This is a genomic window from Pleionea litopenaei (assembly GCF_031198435.1).
Taxonomy (GTDB): domain Bacteria; phylum Pseudomonadota; class Gammaproteobacteria; order Enterobacterales; family Kangiellaceae; genus Pleionea; species Pleionea litopenaei.
In genome coordinates, this window is sequence record NZ_CP133548.1 from 1,727,249 (window position 1) to 1,750,010 (window position 22,762).

A 22,762-nucleotide genomic window follows, 5' to 3' on the forward strand; every position below is an offset into this window, starting at 1 on the left:
ATAGAACCAACCTTGCGATGTCAAAACTCAAGTTGTGTTATCAGAAATAGCATTCTTGGTATATTCACAATCTCTTCACGCTCTAATAAAAAGAAATTCTTCGCATCGGTCACGTTTTACAAAGAACAAATTGAAAAACTTTAAACAAAGTTCAATAGTTATCTAAGAATTTTTCATCAAAGCATCTTTAAAAATAACATTTATCTCGGAACAGTTTAAAGCAGGAAATTTAACTTAAAGGATTAACAATGAAAATACTCTACTATTTAGCTTACATTTACTTGGCTATAATTAGCTTTAACCATCTTCCGGCATACTCAGATGACAATAACGTCAGGATCATCGGTCAAAGAATTTGCCCTCTTGGATATCGAAAAGTAATTGATAGCAATGGACAAGTCTCCTGCTTTGGAGGCTTCGGATATATGGGATTTGCGTCAAATATCTCTCGCTTTTTATCAGATACAGGAAGCTACGACTTTGGGTTCAAAGCATTTACTGTTGATAATTCCTACACGGTTGGTCAATGCGATAGTGAAAATCCAACTTCCGACCACCCTGTCATTCTATCTTCAGGTGTTAAGCGACTAGCAGAGCAGGACTTTACTACTGCTGGCCTTTACCCCCTTCACCTGACCAGGGAGTATCGTTCAAACTTTCAGAATATCGGAATGTTTGGATCGAACTGGTTCAGCTCATTCGACTTTCAGCTAAACTTCATACATCAAGGCGTTGTCTGTAAACCTGAGCCCGGTGTATCAGGGGGTTGTGACGGCTTGACTGTTCTAACCGCAATTCAATTAGTACGACCGGAGGGTGCAACTTACGCTCTTTCTTGGGACGCTCAAAAAGAGGTCTGGGTAGACAACAAACCAGATTCAATAGCCTATTTAGAGGAGCAACCGAATGGAAACTGGATTTACTATGGTGAAGATAAATTTATTGAAACTTACAATTCTGATGGCTTTATTCTCACTAGAAAAGACGCGAACGGCGTTGGATTAACCTTTCACTATTCAAGTAGAAACAAGCTAAATAAGATAACTCACTCAAATGGACAACAAATCACCTTTTCTTGGACTGGAAACAAAGTCAATGCAGTGACAGATCCTTCTGGGAACACCTATAACTACAGTTACAATAGTCACGGGTATCTTTCCAGTGTGACTTATCCAGGTTATCCATCTACTACTCGAACATATCATTATGAAAATAGTAATGCTAGACATCTAGTAACAGGAATTTCGATTAATAATGCTCGCTACTCAAATTATACTTACGATACTAATGGTAGAGTTATAGAGAGTGGTCTTGTAAATGATATAGAAAAGAGTACGTTCAGCTATCTTTACTCTTCAAATGGGTCGAGAACGACTGTAACAAACGCAGTAGGACAACAAACAGAGTATGGTTATACCAATGCAGGAGGAGTGCCAAAGCTCTATAATGTACTAAATAGAGCTTCAAGTACCTGTCCTCTTACTTCTGCATATAAAACATACGACGACAATGGATTTCTAAAAAGCACTACCGATTTTGAAGGGAATTCTGATAGATTTTCCTATAATGAAAAAGGTTTAGTTACCGAAGTTAAAAAGGGAATGTTAGCTAGTGGTCCTAGTAAAAGAATTGAGTACACATGGAATGATGAAACTGACTTAATTGAAAGTGAAAAGATTTTTGATAAGAATAATAGCCTAATAAAAGAGACGGAATTTACTTATTCAAATAATGGTCCATCCAAATATAGACCAAGTAGAGTTACGATCACAAACCATAGTGGTATTGGACAGATTAACTCACAGACTTTTACATATAACTATGTATTTAAAAATGGAATGCTTTCAGCAGAGACAGTCGATGGATCAGCTACCGATTTCGATGACAGAGTCACCTATAGCTATGATGATCATGGAAATCTAACCGAAATCACTTCAGCGAGTGGCGCTAAGACAACCTATAGTAACTTCAATGCTTTAGGGCTTGCCGGTAGAGTTACTTATTCTGATGGGTGAGGCTTACCCAATTTAACGGATACAGATTTCTTAGTTACAATATCAGAAATGAGGTATCCAAATGTCAAATAAAAAGTATTCTAAACAATTCAAGCTTGATGCGGTTCAGTTAGCGATATCAAGTGATCGCAGCACGGCTTCCATAGCACAAGAACTAGGCGTTAATCCAAACTCACTCTATAGCTGGGTCACCAAGTATCGGAGTGAATTGTTAGCGTCAGAAGTCGAGCTTACGCCAGAGCAGGAATTAAAACAACTCAGAAAAGAGGTGGCAGAACTCAGGCAGGAAAAAGAAATATTAAAAAAGGCAGCTGCCTACTTTGCGAAGCACCAAGCGTAAAATATCAGTTTATTGAAGAACACCCAGAGTTTAATGTTTATTTACAGTGTCGAGCTCTGGGCGTCTCTTATTCGGGTTATTACGATTGGCGAAGTAGGCCTCCGAGTGCACGACAAATCGAAGATGAACGCCTGCTCGGCAAGCTTGTAGAGTGTTTTAACGATAACGAACAGACCTATGGTGTCCCAAGGCTTACGAAGGAGCTGAAGGAATCAGGAGAACCCGTTAATCATAAGCGAGTGGCTCGCCTGAAACGGGAGAATAATATCTACCCTAAGCAGTTTAAAGCGTTCGTTGTCACAACCGACTCGAGTCATGGTAAGCCAGTGGCTAATAATTTGCTTAACCGAGAGTTTAAAGTTGAAGAAGCCAACCAAGTTTGGGTGAGTGATATTACTTATATTCCGACGAGCACGGGTTGGATTTATCTGGCTGTTATCATCGACTTATATTCACGAGCGGTTATCGGTTGGCAGCTCGCAGAACACATGAAAGCGGAGCTTGTCTGTGATGCGGTTAAAATGGCTCAAGCGCGTCGAGGTTGCTTACCGAAGCTTTTTCATTCAGACCGAGGATGCCAGTATGTTTCTGAAGAACTCGAATCGTTATTGGTTGGCGTCACTATCAGTATGAGCCGAAAAGGAAACTGCTGGGACAATGCCGTTGCTGAAAGCTTCTTTGGCACATTAAAAACCGAACATGTGAACTTCGAAAATTACTTCAATCTACGAGAAGCAAGAATGAGCTTGTTTAGATATATCGAAGGATTTTATAATCGAAAGCGTCGTCACTCTCATCTGGACTATAAAGCCCCGATGATATTTGAAGAGTCGGCAGCTTAAAACCTGTGTCTGTTATTTGGGGTAAAGGTCATGGGACCTATAAAGAGTTTACATACGATGAGCGAAGTAGATTGAAGTCAGTAACTCAATTAATTAATGGACGGCCATCAACCATTTACTATTACTATAATACACATGGTAAGATATCAAGAGTAAATTACTACGGCGAAAGAAGTATCAATTATACTTATGATAACGCAGGACGCTTAACTAGAAAACGACAGTTCGAAAACTCTATTACGCCTCATCAGTGGACTGAGATAGAGGCGGTTTTCACATATGATTTGTTGTCTAATCTAATAAAGAAAGAGGTAACTAGAATTCTAACGAAAGAAGTCTATCGTCGCGGGGAGTGGATTGCAACAACCAGTAGAACCCCCCATTATAGTAAACGTTATGAATACGATACATTAGGTAGACTGAAAAAAAAGCGAAGCAATAACGGACAGTTTATTGAATATTCGTACAATGGCAATGGACAGATTCGAAGTATTAAAGATGCGTTAGGCAGAGTTTCTACTCGAGACTACAATGAACTAGGTCAACTAAAAACAAGTACAGATTCAACTAACCAAGTAACTTCGTTCGAATACGATTCCTTGGGCCGGCTAAAAGCAGTAATAGATCCAAGAGGAAAGAAAACGGAGTATACTGTAGATGCTTTTGGATTCTCGTGGAAAGATGTAAATCCTGATACAGGCACAACGAAAACATCATCAATACATCTCGATGGTCGACCTCAATCAATACTCAAAAACAACAATAAAATAATAAACTATTCATATGATAGTAATGGTCGCCTAAGAGCAATTAATTCAGACAATGGAAATCAAACATTTACTTATGACACCTGCACTTATGGTCAATCAAAATTATGTAAAATTACCGATAATTCAGGTTCGACATCGTACCAATATAATTCCTGGGGAGCTTTAGATAGTCAGAGTCAAGTTATAGATGGTGTTCGACTTGATCTAGACTACAGCTATGACGATAACGGTAGACTAAAAGATATACTCTATCCAAATGGGGTTAAAGTAAGATATGAATATAATTTAAACACCGGCAATATTAAGGCAGTAAAAGTCTTGATAGGCAGTACTTGGAGATATCTAGTATCCGGAATAACCCATCAACCGACAGGTCCAATAAACACAATGACCTATGCCAATGGTGCAATCAGAAGCAACTCATATGATTCTGACTGGCGGTTAACCGAAATTAGCAGCCCAGGAATACAGAACTTACGATTCCAATATAACTCCGGCAATGAAATTACGAAGCTAACTAATGTAAGTTACAGAGCGAATACACAAACTTACGGTTACGATGATTTATCAAGACTAGAGTCTATTAGCTCACCCAGCACAAACCAACTTTTTAGTTATGACAACAATAATAATCGCAGAAATCATATAAATTCAGGAGCGACCACAACGCTAATTGTAGATGATACAAGTGATCAGTTAAAAGAAACACAATCGAGTATCTTAAATCGACATTTTCAATATGATGAAAACGGCAATGTTTCATCTATGACTAGCTCTGATGGGGATATTCTTGAAATAAGCTATAACAACTTTGAACAAGTCACTAAAATTAAGAAGGGAACAAATTCAACCTACTATAAAGTAAATGCTTTAGGACAAAGAGTCTATAAATCTGGCGCTTTGGGGACCTTTCGATACATATACGACTCGCAAGGAAAGCTACTTGCCGAAACCGCGAACAACTCTAGAAACCTTAGCACTATCTATATTTATCTTGGTAATGAGATTATCGGAATCTACAGAAACGGTCAGATCTACTTTGTACATAATGACCACCTATCGAGACCAGAAGTTATCACAAATATCAATAAACAGGTTATATGGAGAGCAAACAACTCTGCTTTTGGTCGCACTGTAGCGGTATCAACAATTGGAGATTTTAATATAGGTTTTCCTGGACAATACTATGATAAAGAGTCTGGTTTATGGTACAACTATCACAGATACTACGATGCTAGCATTGGACGTTATTTACAGAGTGATCCAATAGGATTGGCTGGAGGTTTGAATACCTATGCCTATGTGGGAGGGAATCCAATTAGTTTTACTGATCCTAAGGGGCTTCAAAAATGTGAATGCGACAAGTTGAGAGCAAGAAAGGGCCAAGATCCAAAATTCATTCACTCTCTTAGGCCTGATGCTAATCTAGATAGCATGAGTTTAGTTCAAGCTCCGCTTTCACACGATGAGGCAGTAGCAATAAATGATTCAAGAAGAAACGCTATGAGCGATAGAATAAATAACCATACAATTATCGCGGGACTTACAACATTTATTCCGAAAGGACCGGGCGCTTTTATTGGGGGAACAATTCTCGCTGTCCAAGCATCAGGGGGACTCAAAGTCAATATTCGAACGTCTCGAATGGGAGATATGATAATCAATCATCACTTTTCTCATGATGATCATAGGTTCACCATTCAAGCAACAATAAGTTCTGAGGGTCGAGTTTTACACGCTAAAGTTATAGAGAAATCATGTGATTAAACAATCAAAAATATCTTACTTAGTCGTAACTTCTTTTTTAGTTTTATCACTAGTTGTTGTTGTTTATCTAAAGATTCCCGAAATGATAGACAGCCCAAATAGACACTTGGCGATTGAGCTTAGCAGAAAAGAGACTGCTCTCTCTGACTATAAGATTAATTTTTTAATTTGGCTAGGAGCTAACGCCTCAGCAGGTGATGATGAGTCAGGTGAGATTAATCATCCAAGAAACGTAATTCTTTTCAAAGCTATTAGAAACAAAAGGTATAATGTAATTCCATTACTCATAGCACATTACACTCCAGAACAGATAGAGGAAGCTTACAATATTGCAAAGAACGATTGCCGAATGCTCGATGCTTTAGATGCATTATTCTTAGCTAGTAATATCGACATAAGCAGCCTAAGCTCTGATGAATGCAAGCCTCAACTACAAACTAGGAACTAATAAGGAAAAACTGACCTATTTAGTTAAATGAATCAGAAATTTGTATGAGCAAGCATTCTGAATAGGATAAAGAATTAAAAGTCTGTCATCTGATGGGATCTTGATTCGAATATATTCGAATTCTTAGGTGATACAGTAGCTCCAATGTAGAAAGGACTACTCTGGAGCAATCAAAAGATTGATTCATTCAACAAACAAGCTACTGAAGGTATCGATTGAGATCATTAGGATATTATTTATGAGTAGAGAAAGAAGGCTCGCTCAAAGTGCATAGAGGTTTTGGTTTTACGTGTTAAATAAAGGAGTTACACAGCTAGGGCTTGGAGGAGGTGTTTTTATACTATCTGTTAAATATTGACAGGGTAGCATTCATTCAATTTAAGTCATTTGCGGCACGAAATTTTTTTGAAATAGATGAAACTTATATTCACTGCCAATCAGGAGGATATCATCATACTGCTAGCGGTTATTCTAGCGGCGAGGCATTTGATGAGGGATGGACAAATAGATGTATGGAGAACTAGCGTACTTTATTTTTCAAGTTACTGACTAACACCCAGTAACTTGTCTCCAATATTTACAGGTTTCTTAAATAAACCTATAGGAAATGATATGCTGAGTCATATATATTTTAATAGTCTTTTTGCAAACCCATTATTAATAGTAAGTACAGTTTTATATTGGCACTCAACTAATGAGAAGTCGACTTTTCTTCTATGCTTGCTTCTGTTCGCGTTATGCGTCTTTCATTTTCTAGGTTTAAAAATAAAATCAGACGGACTAGCCCCTGCAAATTTCACAGATAAGACATTCTTTCGAGACGTAATATTTTCTTATGTCTTTGGGCGAACAAAAAACAAAATATATTATATAAAAACAGGCCTTCTTGTAGAAATATTTTTAATTAGTATTATATCTAGCATTCTTGCTGGGATATTACTTTCAAGCTTTGGATTAACCTACAGCATTATAGCTAGCGTACTCGCATCACCATTAATATACATCCCTTTCTTTAAAACAAACCAATTGAAACTATACTCCAATAAGGCCGAAGAATCTTGATTTCCAAGTTATCATACAAAATAAGTTAAAAAATATATTCACCTAACACCTTTTAACTAGTGAGATTAAATAATATATTTTTTAGTGGATTATCTGATCGATGATTAACAAAACAATTAGGCGTTACAAGACTGTAATTCTCAAAGCCCTAATCTTCTGCGCTCTATCATGCTTTTTCGGAATGCTTTCATTGTATATTTTCAACTGCATAGCTTCATTAAATATTCTAAACGCTGGCATCTTTATCAAAGAAAAATCAAGCTTTCTAATTCCATTGATAATTCTGGGGTTTATTTTAGCGAGTAACTTCAAAAGAAATACAAAATTAAGTAAAAAGCATTAGAATGCACTAGGTATGATAGATGGTTTAACGATATGCGATCAAAGTCAGGAATAAAATACTTTTCTTTATTATCATTAATTACAATAATGAGCCTTATACAATTTCTGGACTTATATCGTATATTCGATGAACCTAACGATGCTCTAGCGCATGAGGTGATGAACAAAGAGAGCTACATTTCTGATAAAAAAGTAGAGTTCTTGCTATGGAGAGGCGCAGATCCGTCAGCACCGAATACTGCATTAAATCTAAAGGAAGAAAACCCTTATAACTTCATACTAATGGCCGCAATACTGAACAATAGAGAAAAAATTATTCCACTTTTGCACGGCAACTATACATCAGAGCAAAAAAAGGCTGCCTTAGAATACGCTTCTCAGATAGAAAACAATCAAAGTAAGTTGAAATATAATATTGAGTCATTATTTAACTAATAACTTGATTACCTAGAGACGAGATAACCTTAAGAGGTTAAAATTGATTAAACAATCAAAAACATCTTATTTAGTCGTAACTTCTTTTCTAGTTTTATCACTAGTTGTTGTGTAAACCTCCCCTAAAATAGTGGCATCTACATTTGGAGTTCTTCAGGGTAAACTAAACCCATAGGGAGAACTAGAAATGAAAAAATCACGCTACTCAGAAAGTCAGATCGTTAAGATCTTGAAGGAAGTCGAAAATGGCCGTTTGGTTAAAGAGGTGTGTAGGGAGTACGGGATAGCCGATGCGACCTATTACAACTGGAAATCAAAATATGGCGGAATGGAAGCTTCAGATGTTAAGCGGTTGAAGGAGCTAGAGGAAGAGAACCGTCGATTAAAGGCCATGTTTGCCGATCTCAGCCTTGAGCATAAGATCCTAAAGGACATCGTAGAAAAAAAGCTATAAAGCCAGCGATAAGGCGAGAACTTGTTGACTATGCGAGAACTCAGCATGGCGCAAGTTTGAGAATGGCCTGTCGCGCAGTTGGCATCAGTGATTCTACATATCGTTACAAGCCGGACCCGCATCGTGATGATGATGTCATCACGAAGCTACAAGAGGCAGCAGAGCGTTATCCTGCTTACGGTTTTAGTAAGTTATTTAAAATACTACGACGCTGGGGTCACCGATGGAATCACAAGCGTATCTATCGAGTTTATTGCATGCTGAACTTAAACAAACGGCGCAGAGGCAAAAGACGGCTGCCAACGCGAAGCCCAGAGCCACTTGCTATCCCTAGCTCAGCCAATCACTGTTGGTCGATGGACTTTATGAGTGACAGTTTATTCTGTGGTCGCCGCTTTCGAACGTTTAATTTGGTCGATGACTTTAATCGCGAGGCGCTCGCTATAGAAATAGATTTAAGCTTGCCAGCACCTCGTGTTATTCGCGTTCTGGAGCGAGTGATAGCATGGCGAGGTCAGCCAAGAAAGTTGCGAATGGATAATGGGCCAGAGTTTATTTCAACCGCACTAGCCGATTGGGCAGAAGAGCAGCAGATACAGCTGGAGTTTATAAAACCTGGGACGCCAACACAGAATTCATATGTAGAAAGATTTAATCGAACTTATCGAGATGAAATTTTAAATATGTATGTATTTAAAACACTCCAAGAGGTTCGGAAGATTACTGAGGATTGGATACGAGAGTACAACGAAGAAAGGCCGCACGACTCCCTGAATGATTTAACACCATGGGAGCATCTAGCCAGATTCAACAAGCCTGAAAACTCTAATTTAGAGTGCCACTAAAACAGGGAGGTTTACACGTTCATTATTGTAGTAAACTATCCATTCGTCCAGATCCTTTTGAAGCTCATCCAGTGAACTGTATAATTTCTTCCGAAATGTAACCTGGTAGAACTCGTTCAATATCGTTTTATGGAATCGTTCGCAGATACCATTGGTTTGCGGTGACATTGCTTTAGTCTTTGTATGCTCGATGTCATTGATTGCTAAATACAGCTGATAGTCGTGATGTTCAACTTTTCCACAATACTCAGTGCCGCGATCCGTTAATACTCGCAACATGGGTAACTCATGTTGCTGGAAGTAAGGTAGCACTTTGTCATTAAGTATGTCGGCTGCGGTAATAGGTGTTTTTGTGGTGTAGAGTTTGGCAAAGGCAACTTTGCTGTAAGTGTCGATGAAGGTTTGTTGGTAAATTCGTCCAACGCCCTTTAGGTTACCGACATAAAAGGTATCTTGTGAGCCTAAGTAGCCAGGGTGAGCTGTTTCAATCTCACCACAGGCTTCATCATCATTTTTCTTCTTCTCAAGTGCAGCTATTTGGCTATCGGTCAGTATGATGCCCTCTTTAGCAACCTTATCTTCCAGTGCCTTCAAGCGCTTCTTAAAGTTTTCTAGGTCATGCCTGAGCCATATCGACCGGACACCGCTCCCTGATACAAAGACTCCTTTCTTTCGCAACTCGTTACTGGTTCGGTGTTGGCCGTGTGCCGGAAACTCAATGGCATAATTGATAACCGCTGTTTCTGTGGCTTCATCAACGCGATTTTTAACATTTGGGTTGCGACGGCTCTTGCTGATAAGGGCATCGATACCGCCTTCTTCGACCAGTTCTTGATAGCGATAAAATGTATCTCGTGATACGCCCATTACCTTACAGGCTTTCGATACGTTCCCGAGTTCTTCTGCTAAGTTAAGTAAACCAGCTTTGTGTTTTATGATTGGGTTGTTAGTATGTAGCATGAGAGTTACCTCTATAACGTTCTGATTTAAAGATTCGACACCTTTAATCAAAACGGGTAACTCTCACTTTTTCAAGTTGATGTGTCAGATTAAGTCGAGACTAATTCATTTTAGTGGATAATACAAATGCCTAATCACCGTTCTAAGAAAATCATCTTTCTATGAAAATCTTCTTTCTAAGAAAATCATCGCGCCCAATGGTCTGATTAGAATTGACGGTTTTGGCGTGGCACTCAATATTCAGTTTAATTGTTTGGTCACGCGTCGGTAATCCGACCTTAGTTCACAAAAAAATCTCGATAGATGTGTCAGTACCAATCTTCGTTTGGATTATCTTCTTTGTACTTCCTTGAAATCTCTTTCGCTTCTGGGTGATCATTGTGTGCTAATTGGCTATACGCCCAAAAACGAACCTCACGATGTGAACTTGATAATTCAGCTTCTAAAATTGGAATGACTTCTTTCGTTGAACAATCCCCTAGGAGCTCAATATATTTACCACGCATCGATGGTTCAGCTTCCGCTTGCATCAAAGCCACGAGCTCTGCAAGATATCTATCAACATTACCTAATAAACTAAAATAACCATCTTCATAGGTCATAGCGTCTTTACTTTTCAACAATTCAACTACTTCAGCAAATTCTTGGGCATTCATATCGATTATTTAATTATTAATTGAATGTTTTCAGTGCTAAACAGCTTGATCAATTAAGCACTAAAACTTTGTAATATACCTCACCTTTTCTTGGAATGTTTTTTAGTTCAAATCCAGCTTTAACTAAATACGCTCGAAGCTTTAAGTTAGGCTCTGCACAATTTACAGCATAAACAATACACTCGATTTCCGAAATTGCCTTAATCCTCGCGATGTGCTTAGACAGCCGAGTGATAGTAGGAAGAACACCTTCTCCACCACCGTCTATCTGTGCTAATTCAACAACGAGTCGATTTTCACTTGATACCGAAAACTGACCTAAAACTTGAGCAGTCCCAATGCTTAATACGATTGGATCATCAATCAGAACTAGCTCATCGAAATACTCGATAGGCCACTCTAGAATCTCAGCTACGCTAAGTCCTTCAACCTTTATTCTACCCATTATTTACTTTCTTAATATCTGAAGTGATGATGTGCTCGTAAACTCATTCTTGAGACAAGAAGCCGCTAAAGCAGACGGCGTCAGCTTTTCGTTAATCATAATCTTCTCCCCAATCTAATACAAATGAGTCTTTCTCCCAAACAACACTAGCAAGATCGCCACACTCCATACACATCGCCCAGGATAGCGAGTTATCCCGAACCATAAAAACCGAGAAGCCGGGTTTATCGTATTCAACGCCGATTGAGTGGAGCAATGCTCCAGATTTAGTCGTTGCGAAGAGCATCTTGAAATACTTGCCTTGCTTCGATTTAGCCACTCCTGTACGCCAAATTTCAATGACGCCATCGCTATTAAAGTCACCCTCAGCGACCAACCGTAGATTATTCCTTTCAATTTCATCGCATTGCTCTTTCAAAAATGAAGAAGGTTGCTCACAGCTAAAAACTAAAATCTTATCGAACTCTGGATTAAGGTCTTCGGCCCCAATATTCTGAAACTGCTTAGACTCTGGCTCTTTTTGATAGGTAACCCACCAAGCATAGTTAAAGGCGTAAACATGGGTCGCTACTGACATTAAAGCAAAGACTATTAATAGGGAGATCTTCATACGAGCTTTTAAACCTTACTTTATTTCTAAATTTAACGACTATTAAAGGGCAACACTCAGTGTATTCAGCACTGAATGCTCCTGTTAAAAGTTAGCTTAGTTTCGCTACTCAACTTTCGCTGGTTGTTATCGTAACTTAGGTTCACACTAGCCACCAATACAAGCCCCATGATACGCCGAAGACTGTCACAAGCTGAAACCAAAGACTATAATTTCTATACAGCGCGATTCCACCAGTTAGTAACCCAATACCTATAGGTCCTAGCCAATAGCTCCCCCAAATCGCCCACCCTTCACAGTCAGGAGTGTTTTCTGGACAAGAAAATATGCCTGCCAAAGACCATAAGGCAACACTCAGTACGATTACTCCTGACATCAGAAGTATTGACGCAAATAGCTTTCTAATATTCATGTCATCTTTTTGCTCGCTAGCCACACAAGGCTAATTAAAAACACAAGACTAATCCATGAGCTTGCAAGTTCCTGGAGTCAATTCGAATGCAAGAATATCAGAGCTTATAGAAATTGACGATAGCATTGAATCAAATGTCCAGAACTGTATATGTACATCAGGTACATTACTAAATGTAATCTTAAGCATATCGTTCTCTGGCCATGTTATTTCGTCACTTTCAAGTTCCTCTGGCCACGACTCTACAATTGACATAAACACCTCTTTTGCTTCATCGTCTGATTCCATAGCAGTTTCTAGACTGGCTTCAATGCTATCCCACTCCGATTGTTGTTCAGGATTAAATTCTCCATCAGAACTTTGCATCAATGCTAGTTGTCTCGCTCTAACTCTAGAATACCGGGTGACATCTACTTCTTCACCTGACTCAGTTCTTAGTATAAATGCTTTAGACATTACACTTGTTCCATTTGAAGTGCTAAAAGCAAGGCCGGTATACATAGTTATATGTGAAATCGTTGCTCCCGAGAATTGACTCAGTAGCTCTAGAGCTAACGCTTTAACGTTCCCATTTCTTTTTGCTTCTTCAACTAATTTTTGCCTTTCTTTAGCTCTTATTTCCGCTAACTCTGCTTCCTTAATAATAATATCGTGAGCGTCAGAAATCATTTTCTCTAGCGGTTCAGGCTCTTCTCCTTGATAGGAAACAATTGCTCCAAATTCTTTCGCAAATGCACTGCTCACAATCATTACGCAGGCACAATCTTTAAGACTCCCACCCCAGCACATACTAATACAAAAGTTCTTGCCTTCAGTGATAGCCTTAAATACTTCGTCATCTTCAATAACGTCTTCTACCGACTCATAATAGATTTCAAACCCGACATCTTCTTCAGCATTTAGTATACAGGGCGAGAAACCTTCATCTTCAAATGGTGTGAATTCCGGATCTAGCTGTAGATCAAACCCTAATGCATCGATTGCCTTTTGAAGATGCTCCCGACTTGGAACCGACTCTTTATCTATGAATGCAAACTGTGTGTTTGACATCAATAATCTTCCTTATTTCTCTTTAATCGAACAACAAGCATTCTCGCACTCAGTTTTGAGTGTAGGCATATAAGCTGGGTTGACGAAAAACCGACGTGTTTTAGTTGTGTATTGAACACTCTATTCACTTGTTGGGTTACGCTGCACTAACCCAACCTACTTTAACTGGCATTAAAATTTATTTTTTCCACCACATAGTTACTAAATAAAATATACAGAGCTCTATTTGATTCAAGGAACGTAAACCATTCCAATGTCGACTTCATATTCTGAGTCGTTCTCAAAAACTTTAGCACTTAAAACCATGTCACTTCGCCCTTCGCTCATAGTCCAAAGATCTATCAAGACATCCCAGTGCTCTCCCATATAAATGCAAACCGAGCTTTGCCAAGTTTCTTCAGGTAATGGGATTAACTGCTCACCATACGCTTCGATATAATTTCTAATTTGGTCCTTAATACCATCAGATACAGGACGCACCGCATTAATCCGGTTTAATGATTGATATTCTCCACAGACCAATGAATTAACAATATCAATAAAAACTGATCTCCATTCCAATGGAATTGGGCCTTCTGATTCTTGATTTTTCATTATTGGTAACTCAATCATTTAAATTCAAAGCGCTCGCTCTATAGTTCAGGTAAAAGCTAGAACCGTAGGTTGGGTTAGTGCAGCGTAACCCAACATCGACTTACTCAAAAACATCTTCGACGATATTCATTGCCACTTCATGAACATATGAGCCTATCGGAGAGACTACTAACTCATCGGCGTCATCAGATTTCCGAAACGCTAAATACGCATAAGTAGGATCATCTAGTTCACCGGCTGTAGCGCTACCATCGAGAAGAGCGCCAATATTAAACACCAGTTTATCCGTAGCGTCATAAACAACATCCTCAGGTAATTCATGCTCTTCAAAAGCATTCTTTATGATGCCAGCTAGCTCTACAATGAATTCTTCTTGCTTCTTATCAAACAATTCCTGATTTTGTTCTATATTCATCACTTCCTCCTTTTGTCGTATTATTTGGATTAACTATTAGCTTAAAATGTTCGGCTAGTCGACATTTCCTTTAAGAAGACCAATAATTTGAATCGCTAAAACCCGGTTTTAACAATGTCATAGCTCAATCACTTAGACATTTTATTCTTTCATTTTCCTCGTACGCCATGATGAAAAAAGGGAGAACCCTCTCTATAAAACGAATAAGAGTTTGGCTAGATTTAATGCCTCTAAGGTTCTTTGCAACCTTAAGTTCCTCAGCGATTACTTTAGCTCTTTGACTATCAATGTAGGGAGCATTATAAAACTCCTCTCAGAGCCACTGTAAGTTTGGAAATCCCGCTTCATTAGAAACTATCGTAAAGAGATCCTCTTCACGATAGTGAATACTTTCCTTGTAACCTTTAAAGTACATATCAAAGGCCATATTGCTCCTTACATAAAATGTTTGAGTTCTGTGTTGGGTTACGCTGCGCTAACCCAACCTACGAGGGCAAACTACAGATCCTTCTTTGTTACTATGTCTTTACAATCTTTCATTAATTTAGCCTTTACCTTCCACCTATAAGAAGAGTCTCTCGCTGCCAACTCTTCTTTAAACGTGATTTTTTCGCCGTTAAGAATAACTGCTATGATTTCACTTTTTTGTACTGGGTGACCAGCCATTGCAGAAAGAAACTTCTTCATAGATGATAGCGAGTTCTTTTCGTTCCTAACAATCGCAATTTTTAGAACGTTAGATTTCCCTTGAAAAAGAACTTCATCTGCCTCGACAATTTGACTCTCTTGATAAATCAGCTGACCATCATCAATCGAAAACTCGCCCATTTCTTGAAAATCATCGCCATCTAACTTGACTGCTTCGTCAATATCACCATTCTCCTTTATAAGAAAAATATGATGAGTTTCATTATTCACTTCAAAGACAGATACAAAGAACAGATTGTCACAGGCAATCAAATTAGTTGCCGCGAAAAACCCCAATAATACAACACCAAGTTTTAGTGCTTTCATAGTCACTCTAAATTTATCAAGTCATAGAATGGGTTGATGAAGACGCCCCAATCTAAATAGGCTATTTGCTTTCTTCGGTATAGAAAACAGGCTCTGCATCCCACCCTTGCCAAAAGAAAGCTAACCGACTGCATTCGGGGCACTTAAAGAACTCTTTCATTTCTTTAAATAATTCTTCAGCATCAAATTTGCCGCTGTAGCGGTCATAATCAACATCAGATATAAAATTCCATTGGTGCTCACAAGGAATTCTTCCGACTGACACTCTACTTCCACATTTGCATAAATACGCTGGCATTTTAAGTTCCATTGATTTCTATAACAAGAAAGCACATCGATTAATTTAACTTGTTAACTTCGCCCTTACGACTAACGATAAAGTTAGTTCTACTATTTTTTAAGCGCGACTTTATTGATGGAGGCGCCAATAAACACCATTCAGGATCTTTCTCAAATTCACTGGGAGTTTCAGTGACTTTTAGATATTCATATTGAGCTTCGCGCAGGCAAATACCATTGGCCCCGCCCTCATAGTCGGGATCTTCATTTTGAATTAAGTCGTCTTCCCAGCCACAATTACAACAAATACCATATGTGCCATTTGCAGGTTCATCTAACGTTTTAAAACCACAACAAGGGCAAGTGTATTTCATAATACCTATCCAAAACCTTGGCTACTAATTAGAGCTTTTACCAAGCTAATCTATATACTGCCAACTATCCGCACCATCAAAGTCTCTAATACGAATATTGAGGGTACTTTCGATAGGAGCCATTCTGGTATTAACACCTATCTTCTTCGGAGTTACTTTTTCAGTCGTTTCGTAATGAGTAATGCAACCACACGAATGACAAAAAATAAAATTGATGTTTTTGTCACCCCAACTGTAGCTCTTTGAGCCCAAGGCTCCAATGTCTATTGTCAACTTCTCTGGCGTAAAATAAGACCACATGGCACCGTATCTATTGCAAATTGAACAATTGCAACGAGTAATCGTTTCAGGCTCTATTTCACTGGTAATGCTAATATTTCCACAATGACAGTTAAAATTCATTTCTTAGTGTCTCGATTGAAGTAAATTTTTGACTTTGCGAGTTGTGCTCACATAACCTATTGCTGCGACCAAAGTCTCTATGCGAGAGACAAAAACAATTTACAATGGTTATTCAACTTCCTTAATATTTACCCGATTCAATTCTTTAACTTTAGCGTTAACAATCTTAGCTTCAATCAACTCATCGCCACTCAAACCAAATATCCTATCTCCGATAAAGAAGGGCCTAGAGTTTCCATACCAGTCATAGCAAGAAAAATCACATTCATCATTATCAGGCACATTCCGCAACTCGTTTTTTAAAACACCTGATTTGGAAACGTCCCCTTGTTTATCTAAACCAAAGAAAAGAATATCTGATGCTAGATTGTCATTCCAATCAAAGACAAATTTATTTTCTTGCACATAGGCGTCTCCCTTGTTAAAACTAGTTATTCCAATATAGGTTATACCGTTTATCTCACGATGATTAAATGCATGACTTCTCGATTCCTCCTCTAAGATATCTTCAAACGTTTGTTTAGCAATAACATCTCCATTCTGCTCCAAGCTCAATATAGAAACATTATAGTTACCTTCTACATCTAACCCAGCAATAAACATAGAAGAACCCAGAGGCTCTATGCGATCGGCACTGTGCTCTAACGCAACGACTCTTTGAAATTGCCCATCAATTTTCTGAAGTATGATATCGAAATCTTCTTTTAGTGGATCAGCGCCTTTACTCCAAAATAAATTTGATGCGCTTCCAGTGACTAAAAAACCTCGATTGAAGCGATTGTTAACCTCGTCGTAGGTATGAGGTAATTCAGCTACCTTTTGAGCTTCATTCAAGCCATCTACAGTAAAATACGTAAAAGGCAACTTATATAAGCTACTGTGTAACCTACCACCTTGACTAACCTGATCGATCAAATTCATGTAAAGTGCGTCACCATTGCTATAGAATGAAAATTGATTTCTGGGCTCGCCAGGAACCTTAATCGCAGTGATATCTCCGTCTTGAAAGGGAACTTTAAAAACAAGCGCATTCAAATACTCTAAATACTTTAACTCTTCATCAAACATAAGATATAGCAAAGTAGATCTATCAAAAGCAATATCAAATAGAAGACTCTCATCCCATCCCTGAACCCAAAGATAGATTGAATCTTTATCAACATAAAATATTGCTTTATCAGAACCAACGACACTTTTCACATCACACGTAAAATTGTCCGAGAGAGGGTCGCAAGTCAACACACTATGTAACGTAGGATCCAAAATCGACTGCAACGGCTTAGTAATATCGTCAAAAGTAACTAGGTCTTTCCATCTCAAATCTTTTTCATCATTCCCTTCAACTCTCGCTTTTTTTGGAAAAGTATATTTGGCGCTTCCGTCATCGCTATACCTGTAACCGTAACTCGTAAGGGGAGTTGGCATGTAGGTAATGTATTTGCCATCATAGATTCTTGATGCATAATTTTCAGAAGAATAATAATCACTCGAACTAAAGAGATATCCATCTTGATAGCTCAAAATGCCCTTGTTAGATATTTCAAACCTAAGCACAATGGATGAGTCAAGATCATAACTAAATCCAAGGACCAATACTTTATTATCAGACACCAGCATCTCATCGTACCAAGATGAAAACTTCCAACCGGGTGGAGTCACATCTATCTGACTCGTCGGAATTAGCGCATTGTTATTATTATCTTTGATCGCTACACTGTATATCTTTCCACGACGCAAGATTAGCAGGTAATCTCCTTTCTGCTTAACGATATCACCTTCATCAACACCCGCTACTTGATTATTGGTTATTGATGTTCGAGGTCTAGCTAGTCGGCTTCCGGTAATTGTTATTTTTTTGCATTCCCCGCCGCATCTTCTTTCTCGTTCTATACGGTCTAATTCATCACGGTAGTCGCGGACCTTGTGAATACTTCGAATATATCGTTCAAACTCTCTTTCAGAGCCAAAGGTTTCAAGTTTTTGATAGGCGAGCTTATCAATATTTGGTTTTTCAAGTGGTTTTTGAACCGCACAACTACTCAGTATTATTGATATAAGTAAAAAGAAACTTAGATTCACCTGTTTCAATTTTTTCAAAATTTACTCGCTTAAAGTAATTATTATTCTTACAACCTAATATTTTAAATCGTAGGTTGTGTTGAAAGAACTATACTAACAACCACTCAAATTAGACGTCTACCTCGTATACTTCGTCGGATACACTCGGATGCCCAATCGACGCAGATATTTTTTTTATTCAAATACTCTTTTACTCAAATATCCTTTATTTAAGAATCCTTTAGTCAACAATCCTTTAGTCAACAATCCTAAAATCTACCCTAACTACTTCGTCATAACAACTCTTTACTCATCTTTACAATGCACAAGGTTACTTTACGCGCCGCTGCATATACTCATCTCATCGTAAATGTTCAACAGGTAAATAAGGAAAACCTATGAAACTTATCCATTCTTGTGCAGTCTTTTCGGTGTTTATGCTTACAGCTTGTGGAGGCTCAAGTTCTGAAGAGTCGTCGGAGAGCTCTTCGTCTAGCTATGATCTCACCGTCGCGTTCTCAAGCACCCCATTAGTAGAAACACAACTGCAATACGCTAAGTTTGCGTTCTCTGCGCCCGACGCACAAACGTATGAGTGTCGTCTCGATGCGAATGACTTCTCATACTGCGAGTCAGGATTGTTCTTAGTAGATTTGGGTCTTGGCAACCATCGATTTGAAGTACGAGCCATTGCGAGCAACGGCGAGATTGGCAGTGAAACAAGCTTCGACTGGAATGTAAACAGTCTATTCGATAGCAGCAACGACGACTTAATCGCAACCAATGTCATGCCAGAGACAGTTGCACCCAATAGTTGGCGCGGCATAATCCGCATCAACTGCGATTTTGCTCACAGCAGTTACAATGATCCTATTGTTTATCCAGACCAAGAAAATGCTGCGCATTTGCATCGGTTTTACGGCAACACTCTGGTTGATCACACCACCACAATGGAATCGCTTTACACAACGGGAGAATCAAGTTGCCAAGGTAATCAGCTCAATTTATCTTCATATTGGGTACCTGCGCTACTCGCCCCTTTGTACGACCCCATTACTGGTCAACGCGAACTCGATAATCAAGGAGAGCCCGCATGGCAAGTCGTTCCGGCCGTGGTAGGCAACGATGAAGAAGCCCACGAAATATTTTACTACTCTGCGGGTGTCGATGATTTAAATTCCATTCAACCCGTTCCGGCAGGGCTGCGAATGATAGCCGGCAACCACGCAACCATGCCTGGTGATTCCCAAGACACTTCGATTGTACGATGGCATTGTCAATCGTGGGAATCTGATGACGCCACTAACCCACAGTTCAGCGCAACCATCCCCGAGTGCTTAGCTCCCGATAGAGTGCGCATGGACATCTTCTTTCCAAGCTGCTGGAACGGCGAGGATCTCGACTCAGCCGATCACAAAAGTCATATGGCGTATCCCATTGAACACCCAACCACGGGAAGAATGGTTTGCCCCGATACCCATCCAGTCGCCATTGCACGACCAAGTTATCACTACGCCTTTGGCGTTAAGCCAGAAGTTTACGACCCAGTCACGCAAACGTCGAAAGGTTGGCGACTGGCCGCCGATATGTACGAAGTAACCGACACCAATCATGGAGGGTTATCCTTGCACGCAGATTGGTTTAACGGCTGGCACCCTGAAATCATGCAGCTCATTGTCGACTCGTGCATTAAACAAGCACTCGATTGCCACGATGGCAATTTAGCAAATGGTTATCGACTATCGGGAACTCGCCCCGGCACGCAAGTAGAGCCTGACATTATCAATCAGGGAAAGGGGTATTAATGATAATCAACTGATTAGAACTGGAATGAACAAACGTCAGTGATGAAATTTTTATTCAACTTCTAACATCGTTGGGTTACGCTACGCTAACCCAACCTACTCTAATACTGAAACAATGGAACTTCACAGAGAGCTCTTGCTCAGTTAACATTCAGATTAATGAGTAAGTCATTATTTTGGAATACTTTTGAAAAGGCTTTCGAATGATCCCAGATTCGTACTATTTTAAATCGTCACTGTTTAATGTTGAGCGCGGCGAAGACGAAGAAACGAATCTGGGTATTTACGGTAAGCAACTAGCTCGTTGGTTAAGAGATGGTCTAATCGCTTTGGGTTACGAGGTTGAGCCTATCATCGCTGAAGATTGGGGATGGTGTGTTATGTGCCAGCGAAAGCCTTTTTCGCTTTGGGTCGACTGTGGCAGCTTAGACGATCAACAAAGTCGGCAACCCTTTAGTAAAGATATAAATTTAGAAGCAGTGATTTGGCATTGTTTTGTCGAGTTAGAGATCCCTTTCTGGAGAAAATTTTTCAATAAACCAGATTCAACAGTCTTACTTGAAAAGCTAAAATTCGACTTACACCGTTTGTTAACCAACAATCATAATATTGAAATGCAAGTTAAAGAAGATGTAAAAACATGAAGAGTTCTCCAAAATTTTTAATCATGGCATTAACTTCATTCGTGCTGCTCAGCTGTACAACATCCAGCATTGAAGAAAGTAAAGTCAAACAGCTAACATCAGAGCAAATTCAGTCAGTCTTTGATAAAAATACAGCTTTAATTTTCAATGTTTATAAAGAGGCTTTAAAGCGCCAACCTTCACTCAGTGGAAGAATATCTTTAAACATAAAAGCTATTCCCAAGAAGAAAAATACATGCCAAGCAGAATCAACAACAGTAGACTTAGAAGAGGTCGCGCTAAAAATATGCCACATTGTTGAGAGTTTAAATTTTGGAGATGGATTTAAGGAGTTCACCTACCCATTAGAGTTTTCACCAATATAAGGATGAAGTGTAAACTCAAAGATTGAGAGATGTTTAGTTGGGTTACGCTACGCTAACCCAACCTACGATAAGACTTTCACAACATTTTACTCAAGATAGGTGGCAGACTCTTTCGTAGGTTGGATTGATGAAAGAAACCCAACAGTGTTTAAATTGAATTAGTCTCGACTTAATCTGACACATCAACTTGAAAAAGTGAGAGTTACCCGTTTTGATTAAAGGTGTCGAATCTTTAAATCAGAACGTTATAGAGGTAACTCTCATGCTACATACTAACAACCCAATCATAAAACACAAAGCTGGTTTACTTAACTTAGCAGAAGAACTCGGGAACGTATCGAAAGCCTGTAAGGTAATGGGCGTATCACGAGATACATTTTATCGCTATCAAGAACTGGTCGAAGAAGGCGGTATCGATGCCCTTATCAGCAAGAGCCGTCGCAACCCAAATGTTAAAAATCGCGTTGATGAAGCCACAGAAACAGCGGTTATCAATTATGCCATTGAGTTTCCGGCACACGGCCAACACCGAACCAGTAACGAGTTGCGAAAGAAAGGAGTCTTTGTATCAGGGAGCGGTGTCCGGTCGATATGGCTCAGGCATGACCTAGAAAACTTTAAGAAGCGCTTGAAGGCACTGGAAGATAAGGTTGCTAAAGAGGGCATCATACTGACCGATAGCCAAATAGCTGCACTTGAGAAGAAGAAAAATGATGATGAAGCCTGTGGTGAGATTGAAACAGCTCACCCTGGCTACTTAGGCTCACAAGATACCTTTTATGTCGGTAACCTAAAGGGCGTTGGACGAATTTACCAACAAACCTTCATCGACACTTACAGCAAAGTTGCCTTTGCCAAACTCTACACCACAAAAACACCTATTACCGCAGCCGACATACTTAATGACAAAGTGCTACCTTACTTCCAGCAACATGAGTTACCCATGTTGCGAGTATTAACGGATCGCGGCACTGAGTATTGTGGAAAAGTTGAACATCACGACTATCAGCTGTATTTAGCAATCAATGACATCGAGCATACAAAGACTAAAGCAATGTCACCGCAAACCAATGGTATCTGCGAACGATTCCATAAAACGATATTGAACGAGTTCTACCAGGTTACATTTCGGAAGAAATTATACAGTTCACTGGATGAGCTTCAAAAGGATCTGGACGAATGGATAGTTTACTACAATAATGAACGCACCCATCAAGGAAAAATGTGTTGTGGACGAACGCCCAATGAAACATTAATTGATGGTAAGAGAATTTGGGCTGACAAAAATCTAGCTCAAATCTAAACTGACAGACACCAATTGAAAAACGGGTAACTGTCAGATTAAGTCTGAGCTAGTAC

The 22,762-nt window shown here is 39.2% G+C and carries 22 protein-coding genes and 1 pseudogene; 11 read left to right on the top strand and 12 right to left on the bottom strand.

What is annotated here, in order from left to right; genetic code table 11:
• Positions 1-248 precede the first annotated feature (248 nt).
• The 7 genes from Q9312_RS07770 to Q9312_RS07800 all read left to right on the top strand — a co-directional run bounded on the left by Q9312_RS07770 (position 249) and on the right by Q9312_RS07800 (position 9,320).
• Positions 249-2,015: a DUF6531 domain-containing protein gene (locus Q9312_RS07770; RefSeq protein WP_309204029.1), complete on the top strand. Its 1,767-nt coding sequence runs from the start codon at positions 249-251 to the stop codon at positions 2,013-2,015.
• A gap of 61 nt (positions 2,016-2,076) precedes the next feature.
• A complete protein-coding gene (locus Q9312_RS07775; protein ID WP_309202661.1) occupies positions 2,077-2,355 on the top strand; it encodes a transposase in 279 nt (92 codons plus the stop codon).
• Positions 2,313-3,197: an IS3 family transposase gene (locus Q9312_RS07780; protein ID WP_309204486.1), complete on the top strand. Its 885-nt coding sequence runs from the start codon at positions 2,313-2,315 to the stop codon at positions 3,195-3,197. The genes Q9312_RS07775 and Q9312_RS07780 overlap by 43 nt, the downstream gene beginning before the upstream one ends.
• A 5-nt stretch (positions 3,198-3,202) precedes the next feature.
• Positions 3,203-5,734, top strand: coding sequence for an RHS repeat domain-containing protein (locus Q9312_RS07785; RefSeq protein ID WP_309204030.1), 2,532 nt, complete (start codon positions 3,203-3,205; stop codon positions 5,732-5,734).
• Positions 5,727-6,182: a hypothetical protein gene (locus Q9312_RS07790; protein ID WP_309204031.1), complete on the top strand. Its 456-nt coding sequence runs from the start codon at positions 5,727-5,729 to the stop codon at positions 6,180-6,182. The genes Q9312_RS07785 and Q9312_RS07790 overlap by 8 nt, the downstream gene beginning before the upstream one ends.
• 1,437 nt (positions 6,183-7,619) lie before the next feature.
• Positions 7,620-8,021 carry a hypothetical protein gene (locus Q9312_RS07795; protein WP_309204032.1) on the top strand — a complete coding sequence of 134 codons (402 nt, stop codon included), beginning with the start codon at positions 7,620-7,622 and terminating at the stop codon, positions 8,019-8,021.
• Positions 8,022-8,208: 187 nt separating this feature from the next.
• A protein-coding gene (locus Q9312_RS07800) for an IS3 family transposase (protein WP_309202665.1) occupies positions 8,209-9,320 on the top strand; the annotation gives its coding sequence in 2 pieces (ribosomal slippage) (positions 8,209-8,461 and positions 8,461-9,320; 1,113 coding nt in all).
• Between the two features lie 9 nt (positions 9,321-9,329).
• Here the strand turns inward: Q9312_RS07800 and Q9312_RS07805 are convergent.
• The 12 genes and pseudogenes from Q9312_RS07805 to Q9312_RS07860 all read right to left on the bottom strand — a co-directional run.
• A pseudogene (locus tag Q9312_RS07805) lies at positions 9,330-10,280 on the bottom strand (IS481 family transposase); the annotation flags it as partial.
• A 308-nt stretch (positions 10,281-10,588) separates the two neighbouring features.
• Positions 10,589-10,936 (bottom strand): HEAT repeat domain-containing protein, encoded by a 348-nt coding sequence (locus Q9312_RS07810; protein ID WP_309204033.1) that lies wholly within the window; start codon positions 10,934-10,936, stop codon positions 10,589-10,591.
• Between the two features lie 49 nt (positions 10,937-10,985).
• Positions 10,986-11,381, bottom strand: coding sequence for a hypothetical protein (locus Q9312_RS07815; protein ID WP_309204034.1), 396 nt, complete (start codon positions 11,379-11,381; stop codon positions 10,986-10,988).
• A gap of 91 nt (positions 11,382-11,472) precedes the next feature.
• Positions 11,473-11,991 (bottom strand): hypothetical protein, encoded by a 519-nt coding sequence (locus tag Q9312_RS07820; RefSeq protein ID WP_309204035.1) that lies wholly within the window; start codon positions 11,989-11,991, stop codon positions 11,473-11,475.
• Between the two features lie 460 nt (positions 11,992-12,451).
• The gene (locus Q9312_RS07825; RefSeq protein ID WP_309204036.1) at positions 12,452-13,453 is read right to left on the bottom strand and encodes a hypothetical protein; all 1,002 of its coding nucleotides are present in this window, start codon (positions 13,451-13,453) and stop codon (positions 12,452-12,454) included.
• 231 nt (positions 13,454-13,684) lie between these two features.
• A complete protein-coding gene (locus Q9312_RS07830) occupies positions 13,685-14,047 on the bottom strand; it encodes a DUF7668 domain-containing protein (RefSeq protein WP_309204037.1) in 363 nt (120 codons plus the stop codon).
• A gap of 100 nt (positions 14,048-14,147) precedes the next feature.
• Positions 14,148-14,462, bottom strand: coding sequence for a hypothetical protein (locus tag Q9312_RS07835; RefSeq protein WP_309204038.1), 315 nt, complete (start codon positions 14,460-14,462; stop codon positions 14,148-14,150).
• Between the two features lie 498 nt (positions 14,463-14,960).
• Entirely contained in the window at positions 14,961-15,476 is a 516-nt protein-coding gene (locus tag Q9312_RS07840) for a hypothetical protein (RefSeq protein WP_309204039.1), read from the bottom strand.
• Positions 15,477-15,537: 61 nt separating this feature from the next.
• Positions 15,538-15,774, bottom strand: a complete 237-nt coding sequence (locus Q9312_RS07845) for a DUF8617 domain-containing protein (protein ID WP_309204040.1) — start codon at positions 15,772-15,774, stop codon at positions 15,538-15,540.
• 40 nt (positions 15,775-15,814) lie between these two features.
• Entirely contained in the window at positions 15,815-16,129 is a 315-nt protein-coding gene (locus Q9312_RS07850; RefSeq protein WP_309204041.1) for a CPCC family cysteine-rich protein, read from the bottom strand.
• A gap of 45 nt (positions 16,130-16,174) precedes the next feature.
• On the bottom strand, positions 16,175-16,531 hold the full coding sequence (locus Q9312_RS07855; RefSeq protein WP_309204042.1) for a GFA family protein: 357 nt from the start codon (positions 16,529-16,531) through the stop codon (positions 16,175-16,177).
• A 108-nt stretch (positions 16,532-16,639) separates the two neighbouring features.
• Positions 16,640-18,628 (bottom strand): beta-propeller domain-containing protein, encoded by a 1,989-nt coding sequence (locus tag Q9312_RS07860; protein ID WP_309204043.1) that lies wholly within the window; start codon positions 18,626-18,628, stop codon positions 16,640-16,642.
• 359 nt (positions 18,629-18,987) lie between these two features.
• Between Q9312_RS07860 and Q9312_RS07865 the strand changes: the two genes are divergently transcribed.
• The 4 genes from Q9312_RS07865 to Q9312_RS07880 all read left to right on the top strand — a co-directional run bounded on the left by Q9312_RS07865 (position 18,988) and on the right by Q9312_RS07880 (position 22,706).
• On the top strand, positions 18,988-20,394 hold the full coding sequence (locus tag Q9312_RS07865) for a DUF1996 domain-containing protein (RefSeq protein ID WP_309204044.1): 1,407 nt from the start codon (positions 18,988-18,990) through the stop codon (positions 20,392-20,394).
• 203 nt (positions 20,395-20,597) lie between these two features.
• Positions 20,598-21,038 (top strand): hypothetical protein, encoded by a 441-nt coding sequence (locus tag Q9312_RS07870; protein WP_309204045.1) that lies wholly within the window; start codon positions 20,598-20,600, stop codon positions 21,036-21,038.
• Entirely contained in the window at positions 21,035-21,403 is a 369-nt protein-coding gene (locus Q9312_RS07875) for a hypothetical protein (protein ID WP_309204046.1), read from the top strand. The genes Q9312_RS07870 and Q9312_RS07875 overlap by 4 nt, the downstream gene beginning before the upstream one ends.
• Positions 21,404-21,665: 262 nt before the next feature.
• A complete protein-coding gene (locus tag Q9312_RS07880; RefSeq protein WP_309201277.1) occupies positions 21,666-22,706 on the top strand; it encodes an IS481 family transposase in 1,041 nt (346 codons plus the stop codon).
• Positions 22,707-22,762 lie beyond the last annotated feature (56 nt).

Bases quoted from the DNA above. Each gene is read 5' to 3' on its own strand.
- Q9312_RS07770 (WP_309204029.1), top strand. From the start codon at position 249: ATGAAAATACTCTACTATTTAGCTTACATTTACTTGGCTATAATTAGC.
- Q9312_RS07775 (WP_309202661.1), top strand. From the start codon at position 2,077: ATGTCAAATAAAAAGTATTCTAAACAATTCAAGCTTGATGCGGTTCAG.
- Q9312_RS07795 (WP_309204032.1), top strand. From the start codon at position 7,620: ATGCGATCAAAGTCAGGAATAAAATACTTTTCTTTATTATCATTAATT.
- Q9312_RS07810 (WP_309204033.1), bottom strand. From the start codon at position 10,936: ATGAATGCCCAAGAATTTGCTGAAGTAGTTGAATTGTTGAAAAGTAAA.
- Q9312_RS07815 (WP_309204034.1), bottom strand. From the start codon at position 11,381: ATGGGTAGAATAAAGGTTGAAGGACTTAGCGTAGCTGAGATTCTAGAG.
- Q9312_RS07820 (WP_309204035.1), bottom strand. From the start codon at position 11,991: ATGAAGATCTCCCTATTAATAGTCTTTGCTTTAATGTCAGTAGCGACC.
- Q9312_RS07825 (WP_309204036.1), bottom strand. From the start codon at position 13,453: ATGTCAAACACACAGTTTGCATTCATAGATAAAGAGTCGGTTCCAAGT.
- Q9312_RS07830 (WP_309204037.1), bottom strand. From the start codon at position 14,047: ATGAAAAATCAAGAATCAGAAGGCCCAATTCCATTGGAATGGAGATCA.
- Q9312_RS07835 (WP_309204038.1), bottom strand. From the start codon at position 14,462: ATGAATATAGAACAAAATCAGGAATTGTTTGATAAGAAGCAAGAAGAA.
- Q9312_RS07840 (WP_309204039.1), bottom strand. From the start codon at position 15,476: ATGAAAGCACTAAAACTTGGTGTTGTATTATTGGGGTTTTTCGCGGCA.
- Q9312_RS07845 (WP_309204040.1), bottom strand. From the start codon at position 15,774: ATGCCAGCGTATTTATGCAAATGTGGAAGTAGAGTGTCAGTCGGAAGA.
- Q9312_RS07850 (WP_309204041.1), bottom strand. From the start codon at position 16,129: ATGAAATACACTTGCCCTTGTTGTGGTTTTAAAACGTTAGATGAACCT.
- Q9312_RS07855 (WP_309204042.1), bottom strand. From the start codon at position 16,531: ATGAATTTTAACTGTCATTGTGGAAATATTAGCATTACCAGTGAAATA.
- Q9312_RS07865 (WP_309204044.1), top strand. From the start codon at position 18,988: ATGAAACTTATCCATTCTTGTGCAGTCTTTTCGGTGTTTATGCTTACA.
- Q9312_RS07870 (WP_309204045.1), top strand. From the start codon at position 20,598: ATGATCCCAGATTCGTACTATTTTAAATCGTCACTGTTTAATGTTGAG.
- Q9312_RS07875 (WP_309204046.1), top strand. From the start codon at position 21,035: ATGAAGAGTTCTCCAAAATTTTTAATCATGGCATTAACTTCATTCGTG.
- Q9312_RS07880 (WP_309201277.1), top strand. From the start codon at position 21,666: ATGCTACATACTAACAACCCAATCATAAAACACAAAGCTGGTTTACTT.